This is a genomic window from Thiohalorhabdus sp. Cl-TMA, from assembly GCF_041821045.1.
GTDB lineage: Bacteria > Pseudomonadota > Gammaproteobacteria > Thiohalorhabdales > Thiohalorhabdaceae > Thiohalorhabdus > Thiohalorhabdus methylotropha.
Map to the genome: position 1 here is coordinate 156463 of NZ_JBGUAW010000008.1, position 15966 is coordinate 172428.

Here is a 15966-nt window from a genome sequence, read left to right on the forward strand (position 1 = left end):
CCGCGGGTTCTCCCCGCGGGCGGCTGGCACGACCCCCAGAAAAGTCAGTGCTTTTCTTCCCGGAGCTCGTTCACCGGGTGCTCGCCGGCGGGCTGACTCCGATATTCGTCTCCCTTGGAATCCCTGTGGGAGCCGATAACCTCTTCGCTGGGCACCCAACCGTCGCCGTGGACTTTCTTCTGGTACTCGTAGTAGCGGTGCCCTTCGGGGAGATCGTCGACGCGGACGAAGTCCGTCCCGTCCCCCGTGAGTGCCACCTGGTCGGCCAGCACCTGGCGCACGTACTGCTTGTTGCTCTCGAACTTGAGCGGCTCGGGCAGGCTTTCCGGAAGTAGCTCGGCCGCCGGATCGCGACCGTCGAGCTTCTTCATGAGCTCCACGGCACTCTTGAGCTGCTCAATCTCCATGGCCAGGTGGGTCTCCCAGACCTTGCGGATGCGCTCGTCGTCCTCGGTCTGCATGAAGGACCAGTACAGCCAGCATTCGTTGTATTCGTGCATTACCAGCTGCTCCGCCCAGCTGGCGTCCGCGGGGAGCATGCTCTCGTAATGGGTGACGTGCTGCTCCTCGATCTGCGCGATCTCCTGGTATAGGGCGCGGGCAAGCGGCTCCTCCGGGCGATTGCCCACGTTGCAATAGAAGTTCAGCGTCTGCTGCTCGGCGGCCGTAATGGTCATGGCATGCATGGCCGAACGGGGGTCGCTGGTGCGCGCCAGGGGCCGACGGATGTCGTCATACGGGTCCCGATGCTCGAACACCGTGGGCCGGCCGGGCATGATCTCGGTAAGATCACCGACCAGCTCGGTAGCCTTCCGCGGATTCGTCATGTCCATCAGATTGGCGTACCGGAACAGGTGGTCAAAGTCCTCGAGCAGACCGAAGTCGTAGCACTGCTTGGCGTAGGGATCGGGCTCCTGCTGGGCCACCCAGGCGGTCAGGTCCACCGCCACCTGCTCGTAGCCGATGGTCAGCTCCAGGGCGTCCTCGTTGCCGGGTATGAGCCAGTTGTTCACCTTCTGCTGCTGCGTTTCGATACGGCGCACCTGGGCAAGCTGGCGCTTGATGTCCAGGTCCGTAGTGTGGCGGGCGAAGTGGTGCCCGAACCACATGCTCTCCATTTCCGCGCCGTTCATGACGATGATCCGGCAGCGGGTGTAGGGATTCACCGACTGGGTGTCATAGGGCTCCACGTTGAGCTCGCGCCAGGAACGAAGCTGCTGATCGAGCGGAATTCCGGTTTCGGTGAGGGGATTGAACGCCATTGCGGACCTCCTCCGCGATTTGCAAGGGGCGGAACCATCCGCCAGTACAATGAACAGCGGGGCTACGGCTCCCGGACGCGCTCGCGTTGCGGCGGGAGCCCCACCCTGTCAACAATTCCAGGCAGCCCCTACCGCCTGGCAATCACCCAGACGGCGTGAATGATCCCCGGTATGAATCCAAGAATGGTAAGCAGGATATTCAGCCAGAAGGCCCCCTTGATCCCCACCTGAAGGAAAACGCCCAGGGGCGGAAGAATTACGGCGGCTATGATGCGCAGAATATCCATGAAGAGACTGTCTTCCCGTGCTTCCATCCCTCGCTCCTCGGTAAGCTCGAACCGGTGGAGGCCTCCGTCGAGCCCTACTGCAGCGCCACCTTGCCCCAGCCCGGCCGACGCTCATCGAACCGGCTGTAGGCCTCCAGAACGTTGGTGACGGGCTCCCGCCGGGTAAGGATCCCCTCCGGATCCAGGGAACCGTTTTTCACCAGCTCCACCATTCCCGGGATGTATTGGCGGTGATTGCAGTTGCCCATGGGTAGGGTCAGGTTCTTGGACATGGCCTGGCCGGTGGGGAAGCTCCGATGCATGGGCGGATAGACCCCGATGATCGAAAGCAGTCCCGCGTTGGCCGTCCCCCCCTCCTCGGGCAGCTTTACCGTACCCACACCCACATTGCTGAAGGGGAGGTTCCGCGCACCATGTGCAGGTCCGTACCGCAGATGGCGCTGCTCGTCGTGCGAATGACGGCGTCCTTACCCTCGTGGAGCCCGGGATCGGCAACGTTGTCGAGCCGAATATCGCCCACGTCGTGAAAGACCACGGCCTTTATTGCTTCCCCCCGAATGCCTGGCCACCTATTGCCGGGCCAGCTGCGCCTTCTGCTGATCGAAGCTGCGCCCGATCTCGCCGGCCTGCTGCGCATCGAAAATATCCTGGGCCTCGGAGAAAATCTGGCTCTCCTCCTCGTCCACATGGGCTTCCACGTTCTGCTTCAGCTCGCGGAACTTGGCGGCCCATTCCGGAGTGGAGCGATCGAGATGGCTGAGCTCCCGCAGCATGTTCTCCACCTCGTCGTGCTCGTGCTTGGCATGCTGGGCATCGCCTTCGCTCTCCCGGTGCTGGCGCAGGGCGTTATAGAACGTGGCGTCCTCCGCCCGGGCATGCATGAGAAGCTCCTGCTTCAGCTTGGCGAACAGGTCGTCCCGCCGCACCGGATCGCTCTCAGCGATGTTGTCCAGCTCCGAGAGGATCTTCGCGGTCTCGCGGTGATCCTGGACCAGCTTCTGGTAGATATCCGTCATTACGGTTCCTCCGCTTTCGTTTCTAGCAGGCTTACTCCCAGGCCGGGAGTCGGTCCATTGGGGGCAGCCGCAGCCTCCCTGGCATTTGCCCGAAGCCGCTCCGGCGCGGATGCATGGGCCGGTGTGGAACGGTTGGCGGAAACGGAGGAAGCGGCGGCGGAGGAAGAGGATTCGAGCCGGGAGCGCAGCCGCCAGCACCGGTTACGGGCTGCGCCACACCGGAACGCCCGAAAGGAGCGGGCTCGCCGAAGACAGGGGGCAGGGCTTCCCGGACAGGCACGCGGACATCCGCGCTTGAAACACGGCCAAAAAACACGTATACAGAGTAAGGCTACTTTGACCGCCATCAATTCCCGGCGGGCCGTCCGCCGCTAGCCTGTCCCGAAACACTCCAATCGAGAGCTGAAGCGCTCCATGATCGATCACGCATTTCCCGCGCTCCGCATCCTCGGCCGGAAGCTTCTTCCCATCATTCAAGGCGGCATGGGTGTGGGGGTTTCCGCCCACAACCTGGCCGGAACCGTCGCCGCCGCGGGGGGCGTGGGCACCATCGCCAGCGTGGACCTGCGCCAGCTGCACCCCGACCTCCTCAAGGAGCACAAGCGCAGCCGGGATCCGGCGGACCATACCGCCGCCAACCTGGTGGCCATCGACCGGGAAATCCGGGCGGCGCGGGCCATTGCGGGATCCGGGGGCTTCATCGCGGTGAACGTCATGCGCGCCCTGCGCGATTACGCCGAGCAGGTGCGCCAGGCCTGCGCCAGCGGCGCAAACGCCATCATCATGGGGGCCGGCCTGCCGCTGGAGCTTCCGGCGCTCACCGCGGACTACCCCGATGTGGCACTGATTCCCATCGTTTCCGATGGCCGCGCCCTGCGGATCACCCTAAAGCGCTGGAAACGGCAGAACCGCCTCCCCGACGCGGTGGTGGTGGAGAATCCCCGCTACGCCGGGGGCCATCTGGGAGTGGGCAAGGTGGGCGAGGAGCGGGACCCGCGCTACGACTACCCCACGGTGCTGCCCGAGGTGCGCGCCGCCCTGGCCGAGTTCGGCGACGAGGCCGCCGCGGTGCCGGTGATCGCCGCCGGGGGCATAAACGGACCCGAGCGGCTAGCCGAGGTCATGGAGCTGGGCGCCGACGGCGCCCAGGTGGGCACCCCCTTCGCCGTTTCCGCCGAAGGCGACGCCCATCCCGAGTTCAAGCGCGTCCTGCTGGGGGCCAACCCGGCCAGCGACACCGTGACCTTCATCAGCGCCGCCGGCCTGCCCGCACGGGCCGTGCGCACCCCCTGGCTCGACCGCTACCTGGGACTGGAAGAGCAGCTCTTGAACCGAGCCTGCCCGGAAACGGCCACCTGCCCCACCTTCGTCGAGTGCCTCGCCCATTGCGGCTTCAAGGACGGCAAGGCGAGCGCCGGCCAGTTCTGTATCGAGACGCGCCTGGCCGCCGCCCAGAAGGGCAAGGTCAGCCAGGGCCTGTTCTTCCGCGGCGGCGCCGCCCTTCCCTTCGGGAGCCAGATCCGCTCGGTGCGCGAGACGCTGTGCCACCTCCTGGGCGTCACTGCCTCCCATGAGACGGCCATAGCGACCCCCTGACCCAATACCCGACCAAAAAAATCGGACCATAAGTATTGCATGGGAAACTAAATAGGACTAGATTAGTCCTAGTTTCCCGACAGGGCGAACCAGGGTGTTGCAAAACGTAGAGCGGGCGCTGCTGAACGCCCAGGCCCGGAAGCAAGGCGAGTCCCCGATCGTTTTCCAACAGCCTGTGAACGGAGCGGCACCGGATGCTACGCATCAGTAAGATGACCGATTACGGCACCGTGGTCATGACGCACCTCGCCAGGAACCCGGAGCGGCGGTTCAGCGCTCGGGAGCTAGCGAGCGATCTGCACATCGGCGTGCCCACGGTGAGCAAGATCCTGAAGGTCCTGGAGCGCGGCAACCTGCTGGTGGCCCAGCGCGGCAAGAACGGCGGGTATTCTCTGGCCCGCGACCCGAAGGAGATCTCCGTGGCCCAGGTGATCCGGGCCATGGAAGGGCCCATCGCCCTGACCGAGTGCGCCAGCGACGCCCTGCAGTGCGAGCAGGAGAAGTCCTGCTCGGTGCAGAGCAACTGGCAGCGCATCAATCACGCCATCATGCGGGCCCTGGAAGGGGTCTCGGTGGCAGAAATGACGGAACCGATTTCGGTCCAGGGTGTGCAGACCCGCACCCTGGCGTTCCTGGGGGTCCACGAGCAGGCCCCCCTGGTCCAAGCGGAATAAAACGACCCGGACGCGGTCCGGAGGGATTTCCCAATTCCCGGGATGGAGGCAAATATGGCGTCTTCGAGCCAGCTCGACGAAGTTCTCAATCGGGGCTATACCCCCGGCTTCTATACCGACATCGAAGTCGATGCGGTCCCTCCGGGGCTCAACGAGGACATCATCCGCATGATCTCCGCCAAGAAGGAAGAACCGGAGTTCATGCTGGAGTGGCGCCTCAATGCCTATCGGCAATGGAAGGAAATGACCGAGCCGCGGTGGGCGAACATCCGCCACCCCTACATCGACTACCAGGATATCGTCTACTACTCGGCGCCCAAGTCCATGAGCGAAGAGGACAAGCCGCAGTCCCTGGACGAGGTGGACCCCAAGCTGCTCGAAACCTACGAGAAGCTCGGCATTCCGCTCGACGAGCAGAAGCAGCTCGCCGGGGTGGCGGTGGACGCGGTGTTCGACTCGGTCTCCGTGGCCACCACCTACAAGGAGAAGCTGGCCGAGGAGGGCATCGTCTTCTGCTCCTTCTCCGAGGCCCTGCAGGACTATCCGGAGCTGGTGGAGAAGTACCTGGGCACCGTGGTACCGCCGGGGGACAACTATTTCGCCGCCCTGAACTCGGCGGTGTTCTCCGACGGCTCCTTCGTCTACGTGCCCAAGGGCGTGCGCTGCCCCATGGAGCTGTCCACCTACTTCCGCATCAACGCCTCGGAGACCGGCCAGTTCGAGCGCACCCTGATTGTCGCCGACGAGGGCGCCTACGTGAGCTACCTGGAGGGCTGCACGGCGCCCGCCCACTCCAAGAACCAGCTGCACGCCGCGGTGGTGGAGCTGGTCTCGGAGAAGGACGCCGAGATCAAGTATTCCACGGTGCAGAACTGGTACCCGGGCGACGAGAACGGCCAGGGCGGCATCTACAACCTGGTGACCAAGCGCGGCGAGTGCCGCGGCGACGACTCCAAGATCGCCTGGACCCAGGTGGAGACCGGCTCCGCCATCACCATGAAATACCCTTCCGTGGTGCTGCGCGGCGACCGCTCCGTGGGCGAGTTTTACTCGGTGGCCGTATCCAACAACTACCAGCAGGCGGATACCGGCACCAAGATGATCCACCTCGGCGCGGACACCAAGTCCACCATCATCTCCAAGGGGATCAGCGCCGGCTTCGGCCAGAACTCCTACCGGGGTCTGGTGCAGGTGGGCAAGAACGCCGAGAACGCCCGCAACTATACCCAGTGCGATTCCATGCTCATGGGCAACAAGTGCGGCGCGCACACCTTCCCGTACATCGAGACCAAGAACCCCACCGCCCAGGTGGAGCACGAGGCCTCGACGGCGAAGATCGGCGAGGACCAGATCTTCTACCTGACCCAGCGGGGCATCGACCCCGAGGATGCCGTCTCCATGATCGTGAGCGGCTTCTGCAAGGAGGTCTTCCACGAGCTGCCCATGGAGTTCGCCGTGGAGGCGCAGAACCTGCTCGGGGTGAGCCTCGAGGGCAGCGTCGGGTAAAACTTCCAATGGCCGGGGCCAGCGCTCCGGCCGAACACCGAATCATGAAGAGGACGGCACCGTGCTCAGCATCAAGAACCTGCACGCGAGCGTGGACGACACCGAGATCCTGAAGGGGATCAACCTGGAGGTGGGCGACGGCGAGGTCCATGCCATCATGGGCCCCAACGGCTCCGGGAAATCCACCCTGGCCGGGGTGCTCGCCGGCCGCGACGGCTACACCGTCGGCGCCGGGGAGGTGTCCTTCGACGGCAAGGACCTCATGGACATGGAGCCCCAGAAGCGGGCCAACGAGGGTCTGTTCCTGGCCTTCCAGTATCCCGTCGAGATCCCCGGCGTGAGCAATATCTACCTCCTCAAGTCCGCGGTGAACGCCGCCCGCAAGCACCGCGGCGAGGAGGAGCTGGACGCCATGGACCTGGTGGCCTTCATCCGCGAGAAGATGAAGCTCACCGGCATGGACGACAGCCTCCTCTACCGCTCGGTGAACGAGGGCTTCTCCGGCGGCGAGAAGAAGCGCAACGAGATGCTGCAGATGGCCGTGCTGGAGCCCAAGCTGGCCATCCTCGACGAGACCGATTCGGGCCTCGACATCGACGCCCTGAAGATCGTCGCCGACGCGGTGAACCAGCTGCGCGACGAGAAGCGCTCCTTCATCCTCATCACCCACTACCAGCGGCTGCTGGACTACATCGTCCCGGACCAGGTGCACGTGCTCCACAACGGCCAGATCGCCAAGTCCGGCGACGCCGGCCTGCCGCAGGAGCTGGAGAAGACCGGATACGCTTGGCTCACCGGCGCCGATCAGGCGCAGGCCGAGGAAGTGGCGCAGGGGCAGTAAGCCATGACCGAACGCACCGAGATCGTCGATCACTATTCCGGGCTGTTCGAGCAGGAGCGGGAACGGCTGCCCGGCTCGGACGTGGCCTGGGTAACCGAGCGGCGCCAGGCCGCCATGAACCGCTTCGCCGAGACCGGCCTCCCCGCTCCGCGGGACGAGGAGTGGAAGTACACCTCATTGCGGCCGCTGGAGAAGCGCCAGTTCGGGCTTCCCGCTACCGAGGCGCCGGGACTGCGGCCGGAGGAGATCGCCGAGTACGTTTTCGACGACCCAGAGACCGTGCGCCTAGTGTTCGTTGACGGCGTGTACTCCCCCGCCCTGTCCCGCACCGCGCCGTTGCCGGAGGGCGTGGTGGTGCAGCCCATGAGCGCGGCGTTGGCGGAGCCCTCCGAAGCGCTCCAGCGCAACCTGGGGCGATACGCCGATCCGGAAGGTACGGCCTTCGTGGCCCTCAACACCGCCCTCATGGGTGACGGCGTGTACGTCCACGTGCCGGCCGGCACCACCGTGGATACCCCCATTCACGCTCTGTTCCTTACCAGCCCGGGCGCCGAGGGCGTGGGCCCCCACTACCGGAACCTGGTAGTGGCCGAGGAAGGCGCCTCGGTGACCGTGCTGGAGGATTTCGTCGGTCTCGGCGACGGCGCCTACTTCAACAACACCGTCACCGAGGCGGTGGCTCCCGCCCAGGCCCGGGTGGAGATCTACAAGCTCCAGCAGGAGGGCCCCGGCGGCTACCACGTAGCCACCTTCGAGGGCTACCAGGGCGAGAACAGCGTGCTCACGCACCACAACATCGCCCTCGGCGGCCGGCTGGTGCGCAACGACATCAACGATGCCCTGGACGCCGAAGGGGCCCTGGTGAACCTGAACGGCCTGTACCTGGGCGACGGGCGCGAGCACGTGGACAACCACACGCGCATCGACCACCTGAAGCCCAACGCCGAGTCCCGGGAGTACTACAAGGGCATCCTGGACGGCCGCGCCCGCGGGGTCTTCAACGGCAAAGTGGTGGTCCAGCCCGAGGCCCAGGGCACCGAGTCCGACCAGCAGAACCGCAACCTGCTGCTGTCCCGGAACACCGAGGTGGACCCCAAGCCGGAGCTGGAGATCTTCGCCGACGACGTTTCCTGCACCCACGGCGCCACCGTGGGCCAGCTCGACGAGGACGCGCTGTTCTTCCTGCGCTCCCGCGGTATCGGCTACGAGGATGCCCGCAACCTGCTGATCTTCGGCTTCGCCAACGAGATCATCGAGCGGGTCCGGATCGAGCCGGTACGGGCGCGGCTGGAGGAGCGGCTGCTCAAGCGGTTGCCGCATACCGAAGCCATGGAGGACTAGGACCGTGTCCGTGAAAGAAATGCGCAGCCAGACGGGCAAGGTCACCGACGCCGACTCGGATCGCTACCGCCAGGACTTCCCGTGTCTTCAGCAGGAGGCGCACGGCAAGCCGCTGGTCTACCTGGACAGCGCGGCCACCAGCCAGAAGCCGCGCGCGGTGATCGACGCCCTTAGCCGGTTCTACGAGACCAGCTATTCCAATGTCCACCGCGGCGCCCACATGCTCTCCGAGCGGGCCACGGAGGCCTACGAGGGGGCGCGCTCGCGGGTGGCGCAGTTCATCGGTGCGGCCGACTCCCGCGAGATCGTCTTCGTGCGCGGCGCCACCGAGGCCATCAACCTGGTTGCCGCCAGCTACGGTCGGGTCAACTTCGGGCCGGGCGACGAGATCCTGCTCACCGAAATGGAGCACCACTCCAACATCGTCCCCTGGCAGCTCGTCGCCGAGCAGACCGGGGCGGTGATCAAGGTGGTCCCCATCAGCGACGACGGCGAGCTCATGATGGACCGTTTCGACGAGCTGCTCGGCGAGCGGACCAAGATGGTGGCGGTGGGTCACGTCTCCAATGCCCTGGGGACCATCAACCCCCTGAAGGCGATCATCGAGAAGGCCCACGCCCAGGGCGCCAGGGTGCTGGTGGACGGCTGCCAGGCGGCGCCGCGGGTTCCGGTGGACGTGACCGAGCTGGGCTGCGATTTCTACGTCTTCTCTGGCCACAAGCTCTATGGGCCGAGTGGTATCGGCGTTCTTTACGGCCGGCAGGAGCTGCTGGAGGCCATGCCCCCTTACCAGGGCGGCGGCGAGATGATCCAGCGGGTGACCTTCGACCACACCACCTATGCCAAGGTCCCGCAGAAATTCGAGGCGGGCACGCCGAATATCGCCGGTCCCGTGGGCCTGCATGCCGCCATCGACTACGTGGACGGCATCGGCCTGGAGGCCATCTTCGAGCACGAGCGCGACCTACTGGCCTATGCCACGGACGCCATCCGGGAGCTGCCCGGAGTGCACCTGATCGGCACCGCCCCGGAGAAAGCCGGCATCCTCTCCTTCGTCCTGGAGGGCATCCACCCCCACGACATCGGCACCATCCTGGACAACCAGGGAATCGCGGTGCGCACGGGCCATCATTGCGCGCAGCCGGTAATGGACCGGTTCCAGGTTCCGGCCACCACCCGTGCCTCCTTCGGTCTCTACAATACCCGCGCCGATGTGGACGCCTTCATCCAGGGGCTGCAAGAGGTGCAGGACATCCTCGGCTAGCGCTCGGGATCGGGCCCAAAGCGGATACGGAACCCAACCAACAAGAACAAGTGGATCAGCCGCTTTCTGCAAGGAGTACCGTCCATGGCGGACGTTCGCGATCTCTACCAAGAAGTGATCTTCGAGCACAATAAGAACCCCCGGAACTTCGGGGTGCTGGCCGAGCACAACCGCCATGCGGTGGGCCACAATCCGCTATGCGGGGACCAGCTCACCATCTACCTGGAGGTGGATGAGGCCGACACGGTCCAGGACGTGAAATTCGAGGGCTCCGGGTGCGCCATCTCGGTGGCGTCGGCCTCGCTGATGACCCAGATCATCAAGGGCAAATCCAAGGCGGAGGCCGAGGAGATCTTCCAGGCCTTCCACGACGTGTGCACCAAGCAGCGCGAGGCCGACGACACCCCGGAGCTCGGCAAGCTGTCCGTGCTCACCGGGGTTCGCGACTTCCCCTCCCGGGTGAAGTGCGCCACCCTCGCCTGGCACACCGTTCACGCCGCCCTGGAGCACGACGAAGAAGGCGCCAGCGTTACCACCGAGTAGCGCCCGCCCGCCGCCTGCCGGCGGTCCGGGCCAAGCCGTTGCCTGAGGAGCGAGCCTGATGAGTGAACCGCGTGTACAACCCCAGGAGATCCGCCCCCATACCAAGTCCAAGCGTCTGGAGATCGAATGGGGCGACGGGCACATCTCCGATTTTCCCTATAGCTTCCTGCGGGAGAACGCCCCCGCCCTGCCCGATCGGGCGGACGCGGAGGGGATCGACATCTCCGGCTTTCAGCCCGTGGGGCACTACGCCATCCAGATGACCTTCGACACGGGCGAGTCCGCCACCTACACGTGGGAGGCGCTGCGCAATAGCGACCCCGCCGACCCGACCGGCTCGGAGCCGGAGGAAGAGGTGGACATTTCCCAGCTCCCGGAGATCGAGCAGGACCGGATCATTAGCGCCCTGCGCGAGGTCTATGATCCCGAGATCCCGGTCAACATCTACGATCTGGGCCTCATCTACAACCTCGACATCCACCCCAGCCACAAGGTGGATGTGAAGATGACCCTGACCACTCCCGGCTGCCCCGAGGCGGCCACCTTCCCCGGAAAGGTGGAGGCGGCGGTGAAGTCCGTGCCCGGAGTGGCCGACGCCGAGGTGGAGCTGGTCTGGGATCCGCCATGGACCAAGGACCACATGTCCGAGGACGTAAAGCTGGCTTTGGGAATCTGGTAGCGTAAACCCCTGATCCTAGGGAATTCGGAAGGCCCTTCGTGAATGGCGGGGGGCCTTTCCTTATTTTGGGGCCATGTCTCGGTCACCGCTTCCCATCCTAACCGCGTTCCGCAGTCCGTCATCCTACCGGAGCGGACACCTTAGAAATCCTCCGGACATGTCTGTAGGGTATGTGTCGTTCATACCCAACCGGCAAAAGGAGGACTAACTTGCGGTTTTCCCAGCTTAAAAAACTGGTCGTGGTAGGGGTCGCAGGGCTGGCGATCACTGGATGCTCCACTAAAACCAGCCCTGTGGTGAACACCAACAACTTCCAAACCACCGACTTCTCGAAGGAATTTCAGAAGGGGAAGGCTTGCGCCAACTACCTTTTGGGTTTCATCGGTCCTTTCGGGGATGCTTCGTTGGTGGAAGCGGCTAAGAACGGCAATATCTCCAACGTGGAGGTTGTCGATTATAGGTGGTCGTACTATGTCCTCCTTGGCCAAGACTGCGTGATTGCTTACGGGGACAACTCGAAGAGCTAACCCGCATTTTCCGACAGCAAACCGCTACCCAAAGGCCCCGCTCCGGCGGGGCTTTTTAGTGTCTGGACCGGTTAATGAGAATAGGAAACAATTGACCTGCTCCCCGATTTCCCGACCAGTAATTTCTTTGTAGAGTCCGCTTAACCCCTGAGGAGGCGGACGGGCAAAAAAGAAGCGGTTCGGCGAGGAGCAGATTGCCTCCGGATTCTGAAGGAGGCCGAGTCCGGTGTGGGCGTAGCGGATCTGTGCCGGAAATACGGCTTCAGCGACGCCACATTCTATAACTGGCGAAAGAAATACGGCGGCCTGGAGGTCTCGGAAGCCCGCCGACTGAAGACGCTGGCAGAGGAAAATCAACGCCTCAAGAAGCTGCTGGCGGACAGCATGTTGGACAACGAAGCCCTGAAAGCGCCGTTGTCGGAAAAGTAGCGACCCCGCAGGCCAAGCGCGAGGCAGGGCAGCCCGGATGCGGGCACAGACGGCCATTTCCGAGCGTCGGGCCTGTCGGCTTGCGGGGATCTCCCGATCGGTGCTGCGCTATGAATCCCGCCAATCGGCCGAGGAGGTGCAGCTCCAGCAAGCAATCATCGACCATGCCCTGGAGCGGCGCCGGTTCGGCTACTGGCGCATTCACGCCCGCCTGCGCCTAGACGGGCATGCGGTCAACCACAAGTGATGGAATGGTCACGCCCGTTTTTCGTGTCCGCGAAATGAATCCACCCATTCCGAATATTAGCCCACCGCGCCACGTTGATTCCCCCCCCCCCCCGCCGTTGGGCGGTCCCGAGCAACACGCGGCAAAGTGTACCGAACGGGCTTCCGATTTGGTGGGTAGCCTCAAGGAAAACCCGGATTTCATCGTCCGACAGAATCCGCTCCTTGGCCTTCTCCTTAGCTGGCCGCTTGAGGCCCGCGCAAGGGTGGCCCGGAGCATATCTCGCTCAATAAGCCAGTTAAAAACTTCCGCGTCCAGGCCAAGGCCCGATTGGCTCCCGTGGATAGCCCTTGATCCTGGAGAGCATCCAACATGGCCACCACGTCCCCGCGCTGGACTTCCGATAGGGCCTTGTCGCCAAGGTGGGGGATCATCTTTTTCCGAAGGATACGGCTAACTTCATCCCCGGATTTGAGCGTTACCAGATAGCGGGCCTCGAATTGCTCCAGGGCCTCCACCACCGTTGGCTCGCGGTGGGCCTTCTCCGCCATGGGGTCCACGCCCCGATCCACCTTGTCCATTACGTCCAGGGCTTCACGGCGGGCGGTGGCTAGGTCCTTGGCCGGATACCTGCCGAGCGTGAACCGCTTTTTCTTATCGTTGAAGCGGTAGACCACCACCCACGTTTTGCGACCCTTCTCGCTGATTCTCAGGGCAAGGCCCCGAGTGCTAGAATCGGAAATCTCGACTCGCTTACCGTGGCTTTTCGCGGCCTCAACATTTTTCGGGGTGAGTCGTTTGGTTGGCATTCTGGGTCCCTTCTCGGTCACCATTTCGGGCCACAAAACCCGTGGCCCCGTGAATTTCGACCGAGACAGACCCAAATGTAAGCCCCTGATTTTTAGTCTTTCTGCACGGGGCTTGCGCCACTGACGCCGGACCACATGTCCGAGGACGTTAAGCTGGCCTTGGGAATCTGGTAACGACGGAAAACCAGAAAGCGCCAAGAACGCCAACACACCAAGACATACTAGAGCAAAGTCCCTGTTGGAGCGGCCTCCAGGCCGCGATCTACGGACGAATTCCAGCCGGCATGCCGGATAGCGCCTGTATTCCGAGTTTTTCCTTCTTGGCACCTTGGCTTCTTGGCGTTTTCTCTTTCCTTAACCAAAGAGGAGATCGCGCATGGCCGACTGGGTCGAGGTAGGCACCACCGAAGACCTGCCGCCGGGCTCCTACACCTCGGTGGACGTGGACGACGTGCAGATCGCCGTCTTCAACTGCGACGGCACCTACTACGCCATCGAGGACGTCTGCACCCATGACTACGGCCAGCTCACCGGCGGTGAGATGGAAGGCTGCCAGGTGGCCTGCCCGCGCCACGGAGCCAAGTTCGACATCACCTCCGGCGAGGCGCTGACGCCCCCGGCCTACGAGCCGGTGGACACCTTCCCGATTCGCGTGGAGGATGGGCGCATCTACGTGGCGGACGACCGCTGGGACTGATCCTTCCGGTGATCGACCCTGAAGAGCCTTTTCCCGGCGGGAAAAGGCTTTTTCTACGTCCAAGGAGGCGCGCAGCATGAGCGACTGGTGGGAAGTGGCCCGAGCCGAGGAGATTCCGCCGGGCACGGTGGTGCAAGTGGACGCCGACGACACCCCGATTGCCGTGGTGAATCTCGACGGCACCTTCTTCGCGCTATCCAATATCTGCACCCACATGCAGGTGGAGCTCCACGACGGAGAGCTCGATCCCGAGGGCGAGCTGGAATGCCCCGCGCACGGGGCCCGCTTCGACGTGCGCACCGGCGAGGCCCTTACACCGCCGGCTTTCGAGGGACTGGACACCTACCCGGTGCAGGTGGCGGATGGCACCGTCTACGTGCATCCCGAGCCCGCGGACTGACCCGGAGCATGGTGGCCCCCGAGCGCATTCACGAGCCGGGTCCCGGTGCGCCACGCCAGGGGCGCTATGTTCTCTATTGGATGCAGCAGGCCCAACGGGCCTTCGACAATGCCGCCCTGGACCATGCGGTTGTCCGGGCGAACGCCCTCCGGATACCGGTGGTAGTGGTCTTCGGCCTCACCGCCGACTATCCGGAAGCCAACCTCCGGCACTATGCCTTCCTGCTGGAGGGCCTGGCGGAAACCGCTGGAGACCTGAAAGAGCGGGGTATTGCCTTCGTCCCCTTGCTCCGCCAACCGCCGGAAGCAGCGCTCTCCCTGGCCGGGGAAGCCGCGCTGCTGGTCTGCGACCGTGGATACCTCCGGCACCAGCGCCGATGGCGCGAGCAAGTGGCCGTCGAGGCCCCCTGCCCGGTGACCGAGGTGGAGACGGAGGCGGTGGTACCGGTGGAGACCGCGTCGGACAAGGCGGAGACCGCCGCCCGCACCCTTCGGCCCAAGATCCGCCGGCTTCGGGAGCAGTTCCTGGCCGCCCGGGAGTCCGTGGAACCGCTGGTGACGGATCGCCCTTCCGGTATGGAGGGCGATTTTCGCGTCGAGCAGGCCGCGGACGTCCTGGACCGGCTCCCACTGGACCGATCGGTACCTCCCGTATCCGATCTGCGGGGCGGCTACGGGGAGGCCCGCCGCCACCTCGGCCAATTCATCCGGGACCATCTGCGCGGTTACGCCGACCGGAGCTCCGACCCCGTGGCCGAGGCCACCTCCCACCTCTCGCCCTACCTGCACTTCGGCCAGATCGGGCCGATCGAGGTCGCGCGGGCCATTCAGGGGGCGGAGGCCGACGAGGGCGACCGTGAGGCCTACCTGGAACAGTTCATCGTCCGGCGGGAGCTGACCTTCAACCACGCCTGGTTCAACGCGGACTACGACCGCTACGCCGGCCTGCCCGCGTGGGCCCGCGAAACGCTCCGGCACCACGCGGCGGATCCCCGGGACCCCTGCTACGGGCCCGAGCAGCTGGAGCAGGCCCAAACCGGCGACCCCTACTGGAACGCGGCCATGACGGACATGCGCACCCGGGGCTTCATGCCCAACTACATGCGCATGTACTGGGGCAAGAAGGTCCTGGAATGGATGGCCGATCCGGAGACGGCCTTCGCCACCCTTCTCGCCCTGAACAACAAGTACTTCCTCGACGGCCGGGACCCCAGCTCCTACGCCAACGTCGCCTGGTGCTTCGGGCTGCACGATCGCGGCTGGCCGGAGCGGCCCGTTTTCGGCAAAGTACGCTATATGAACGCCCGCGGATTGCGCCGCAAATTTGCCATCGACACCTATGTCCGGCGAGTGCTGGACAAAGCCGATTCGGAGGGGGCATGAGCTCGGAAATACGCCGAAACCTGTCGAGCGGGGCGACCTGGCTGCGCGGCCTGTACATGCTCCTGTTCGCCGTGATCTTCAACCTCGCCGAGCTGGTGCTCGCCGCCGTGGCCCTGTTCCAGTTCGCCGCCCACCTGCTGTCCGGGGCTCCCAACCAGCGGCTCCGGGATTTCGGGGATAACCTGGCACGCTATCTCAGGGAGATGGCCGCCTTTCTGACCTACAGCAGCGAGATCAAGCCCTTCCCCTTCTCCCCCTGGCCAGGTAACGGGGAATCCGGGCGGAGTAGCAGGAAAGCGGAGGAGGCTCAGCCCCCGGCCCGGAACGAGCTCCCGGAAGCGGGGGACGGGGGCGACGAGGAGGGCGGCGAGCCGAACGAGTCCGGCGTGCGCTAGGCCTACCGAGCCTTACCCCGAAACGGAAAAGCCCCGGCGGCGATGCCGGGGCTTTTGGGACTCCTCGAAGCCGCCAATGGAATTCGGGAGCA

The 15966-nt window shown here is 64.6% G+C and carries 18 protein-coding genes and 2 pseudogenes; 14 read left to right on the plus strand and 6 right to left on the minus strand.

The genetic code is table 11. The annotated features are described in order from the left end of the window. Window positions 1-44: 44 nt before the first annotated feature. The 5 genes and pseudogenes from ACERLL_RS12720 to ACERLL_RS12735 all read right to left on the minus strand — a co-directional run bounded on the left by ACERLL_RS12720 (window position 45) and on the right by ACERLL_RS12735 (window position 2565). Window positions 45-1262, minus strand: a complete 1218-nt coding sequence (locus ACERLL_RS12720; RefSeq protein ID WP_373656470.1) for a hypothetical protein — start codon at window positions 1260-1262, stop codon at window positions 45-47. Window positions 1263-1390: 128 nt separating this feature from the next. Then, window positions 1391-1549 carry a YqaE/Pmp3 family membrane protein gene (locus ACERLL_RS12725; RefSeq protein WP_373656585.1) on the minus strand — a complete coding sequence of 53 codons (159 nt, stop codon included), beginning with the start codon at window positions 1547-1549 and terminating at the stop codon, window positions 1391-1393. Between the two features lie 74 nt (window positions 1550-1623). Continuing rightward, window positions 1624-1929 carry an MDR/zinc-dependent alcohol dehydrogenase-like family protein gene (locus ACERLL_RS12730; RefSeq protein ID WP_420018519.1) on the minus strand — a complete coding sequence of 102 codons (306 nt, stop codon included), beginning with the start codon at window positions 1927-1929 and terminating at the stop codon, window positions 1624-1626. A 20-nt stretch (window positions 1930-1949) separates the two neighbouring features. After that, a pseudogene (locus ACERLL_RS17800) lies at window positions 1950-2093 on the minus strand (glutathione-dependent formaldehyde dehydrogenase); the annotation flags it as partial. 25 nt (window positions 2094-2118) lie between these two features. Further along, complete coding sequence (locus ACERLL_RS12735) at window positions 2119-2565, minus strand: hemerythrin domain-containing protein (protein WP_373656471.1); 447 nt, start codon at window positions 2563-2565, stop codon at window positions 2119-2121. A 414-nt stretch (window positions 2566-2979) separates the two neighbouring features. Between ACERLL_RS12735 and ACERLL_RS12740 the strand changes: the two genes are divergently transcribed. From ACERLL_RS12740 to ACERLL_RS12785, 10 genes and pseudogenes are all read left to right on the plus strand, one after another. After that, window positions 2980-4161, plus strand: a complete 1182-nt coding sequence (locus tag ACERLL_RS12740; protein WP_373656472.1) for an NAD(P)H-dependent flavin oxidoreductase — start codon at window positions 2980-2982, stop codon at window positions 4159-4161. A 194-nt stretch (window positions 4162-4355) separates the two neighbouring features. Continuing rightward, the gene (locus ACERLL_RS12745; RefSeq protein ID WP_373656473.1) at window positions 4356-4835 is read left to right on the plus strand and encodes an SUF system Fe-S cluster assembly regulator; all 480 of its coding nucleotides are present in this window, start codon (window positions 4356-4358) and stop codon (window positions 4833-4835) included. A gap of 54 nt (window positions 4836-4889) precedes the next feature. Then, the gene (sufB, locus tag ACERLL_RS12750) at window positions 4890-6341 is read left to right on the plus strand and encodes a Fe-S cluster assembly protein SufB (protein WP_373656474.1); all 1452 of its coding nucleotides are present in this window, start codon (window positions 4890-4892) and stop codon (window positions 6339-6341) included. A gap of 61 nt (window positions 6342-6402) precedes the next feature. Further along, on the plus strand, window positions 6403-7182 hold the full coding sequence (gene sufC, locus ACERLL_RS12755; protein WP_373656475.1) for a Fe-S cluster assembly ATPase SufC: 780 nt from the start codon (window positions 6403-6405) through the stop codon (window positions 7180-7182). Window positions 7183-7185: 3 nt separating this feature from the next. Beyond that, entirely contained in the window at window positions 7186-8523 is a 1338-nt protein-coding gene (sufD, locus tag ACERLL_RS12760) for a Fe-S cluster assembly protein SufD (protein ID WP_373656476.1), read from the plus strand. Window positions 8524-8542: 19 nt separating this feature from the next. Continuing rightward, entirely contained in the window at window positions 8543-9787 is a 1245-nt protein-coding gene (locus ACERLL_RS12765) for a cysteine desulfurase (protein WP_373656586.1), read from the plus strand. 84 nt (window positions 9788-9871) lie between these two features. Next, on the plus strand, window positions 9872-10330 hold the full coding sequence (gene sufU, locus ACERLL_RS12770; protein ID WP_373656477.1) for a Fe-S cluster assembly sulfur transfer protein SufU: 459 nt from the start codon (window positions 9872-9874) through the stop codon (window positions 10328-10330). A 58-nt stretch (window positions 10331-10388) separates the two neighbouring features. After that, complete coding sequence (locus ACERLL_RS12775; protein WP_373656478.1) at window positions 10389-11009, plus strand: SUF system Fe-S cluster assembly protein; 621 nt, start codon at window positions 10389-10391, stop codon at window positions 11007-11009. Between the two features lie 209 nt (window positions 11010-11218). Further along, window positions 11219-11536, plus strand: coding sequence for a TRL domain-containing protein (locus ACERLL_RS12780; RefSeq protein WP_373656479.1), 318 nt, complete (start codon window positions 11219-11221; stop codon window positions 11534-11536). A gap of 193 nt (window positions 11537-11729) precedes the next feature. Continuing rightward, window positions 11730-12086, plus strand: a pseudogene (locus tag ACERLL_RS12785) (transposase); the annotation flags it as partial. A 341-nt stretch (window positions 12087-12427) separates the two neighbouring features. On the opposite strand, the gene ACERLL_RS12790 reads toward ACERLL_RS12785, so the two are convergent. Then, a complete protein-coding gene (locus ACERLL_RS12790; RefSeq protein WP_373656480.1) occupies window positions 12428-13024 on the minus strand; it encodes an Arm DNA-binding domain-containing protein in 597 nt (198 codons plus the stop codon). Between the two features lie 352 nt (window positions 13025-13376). On the opposite strand from ACERLL_RS12790, the gene ACERLL_RS12795 reads away from it, so the two are divergent. From ACERLL_RS12795 to ACERLL_RS12810, 4 genes are all read left to right on the plus strand, one after another. Next, complete coding sequence (locus ACERLL_RS12795) at window positions 13377-13697, plus strand: Rieske (2Fe-2S) protein (protein WP_373656481.1); 321 nt, start codon at window positions 13377-13379, stop codon at window positions 13695-13697. Window positions 13698-13773: 76 nt separating this feature from the next. Beyond that, the gene (locus ACERLL_RS12800; protein WP_373656482.1) at window positions 13774-14097 is read left to right on the plus strand and encodes a Rieske (2Fe-2S) protein; all 324 of its coding nucleotides are present in this window, start codon (window positions 13774-13776) and stop codon (window positions 14095-14097) included. A gap of 8 nt (window positions 14098-14105) precedes the next feature. Continuing rightward, a complete protein-coding gene (locus ACERLL_RS12805; protein WP_373656483.1) occupies window positions 14106-15479 on the plus strand; it encodes a deoxyribodipyrimidine photo-lyase in 1374 nt (457 codons plus the stop codon). Further along, complete coding sequence (locus ACERLL_RS12810) at window positions 15476-15874, plus strand: DUF4389 domain-containing protein (RefSeq protein ID WP_373656484.1); 399 nt, start codon at window positions 15476-15478, stop codon at window positions 15872-15874. Before ACERLL_RS12805 ends, ACERLL_RS12810 begins: the two co-directional genes overlap by 4 nt. Window positions 15875-15966 lie beyond the last annotated feature (92 nt).

Excerpts from the sequence above, each read along its gene's own strand:
- ACERLL_RS12720 (WP_373656470.1), bottom strand. The coding sequence starts at position 1,262 with ATGGCGTTCAATCCCCTCACCGAAACCGGAATTCCGCTCGATCAGCAG.
- ACERLL_RS12725 (WP_373656585.1), bottom strand. The coding sequence starts at position 1,549 with ATGGATATTCTGCGCATCATAGCCGCCGTAATTCTTCCGCCCCTGGGC.
- ACERLL_RS12735 (WP_373656471.1), bottom strand. The coding sequence starts at position 2,565 with ATGACGGATATCTACCAGAAGCTGGTCCAGGATCACCGCGAGACCGCG.
- ACERLL_RS12740 (WP_373656472.1), top strand. The coding sequence starts at position 2,980 with ATGATCGATCACGCATTTCCCGCGCTCCGCATCCTCGGCCGGAAGCTT.
- ACERLL_RS12745 (WP_373656473.1), top strand. The coding sequence starts at position 4,356 with ATGCTACGCATCAGTAAGATGACCGATTACGGCACCGTGGTCATGACG.
- sufB (WP_373656474.1), top strand. The coding sequence starts at position 4,890 with ATGGCGTCTTCGAGCCAGCTCGACGAAGTTCTCAATCGGGGCTATACC.
- sufD (WP_373656476.1), top strand. The coding sequence starts at position 7,186 with ATGACCGAACGCACCGAGATCGTCGATCACTATTCCGGGCTGTTCGAG.
- ACERLL_RS12765 (WP_373656586.1), top strand. The coding sequence starts at position 8,543 with ATGCGCAGCCAGACGGGCAAGGTCACCGACGCCGACTCGGATCGCTAC.
- sufU (WP_373656477.1), top strand. The coding sequence starts at position 9,872 with ATGGCGGACGTTCGCGATCTCTACCAAGAAGTGATCTTCGAGCACAAT.
- ACERLL_RS12775 (WP_373656478.1), top strand. The coding sequence starts at position 10,389 with ATGAGTGAACCGCGTGTACAACCCCAGGAGATCCGCCCCCATACCAAG.
- ACERLL_RS12790 (WP_373656480.1), bottom strand. The coding sequence starts at position 13,024 with ATGGTGACCGAGAAGGGACCCAGAATGCCAACCAAACGACTCACCCCG.
- ACERLL_RS12795 (WP_373656481.1), top strand. The coding sequence starts at position 13,377 with ATGGCCGACTGGGTCGAGGTAGGCACCACCGAAGACCTGCCGCCGGGC.
- ACERLL_RS12800 (WP_373656482.1), top strand. The coding sequence starts at position 13,774 with ATGAGCGACTGGTGGGAAGTGGCCCGAGCCGAGGAGATTCCGCCGGGC.
- ACERLL_RS12805 (WP_373656483.1), top strand. The coding sequence starts at position 14,106 with ATGGTGGCCCCCGAGCGCATTCACGAGCCGGGTCCCGGTGCGCCACGC.
- ACERLL_RS12810 (WP_373656484.1), top strand. The coding sequence starts at position 15,476 with ATGAGCTCGGAAATACGCCGAAACCTGTCGAGCGGGGCGACCTGGCTG.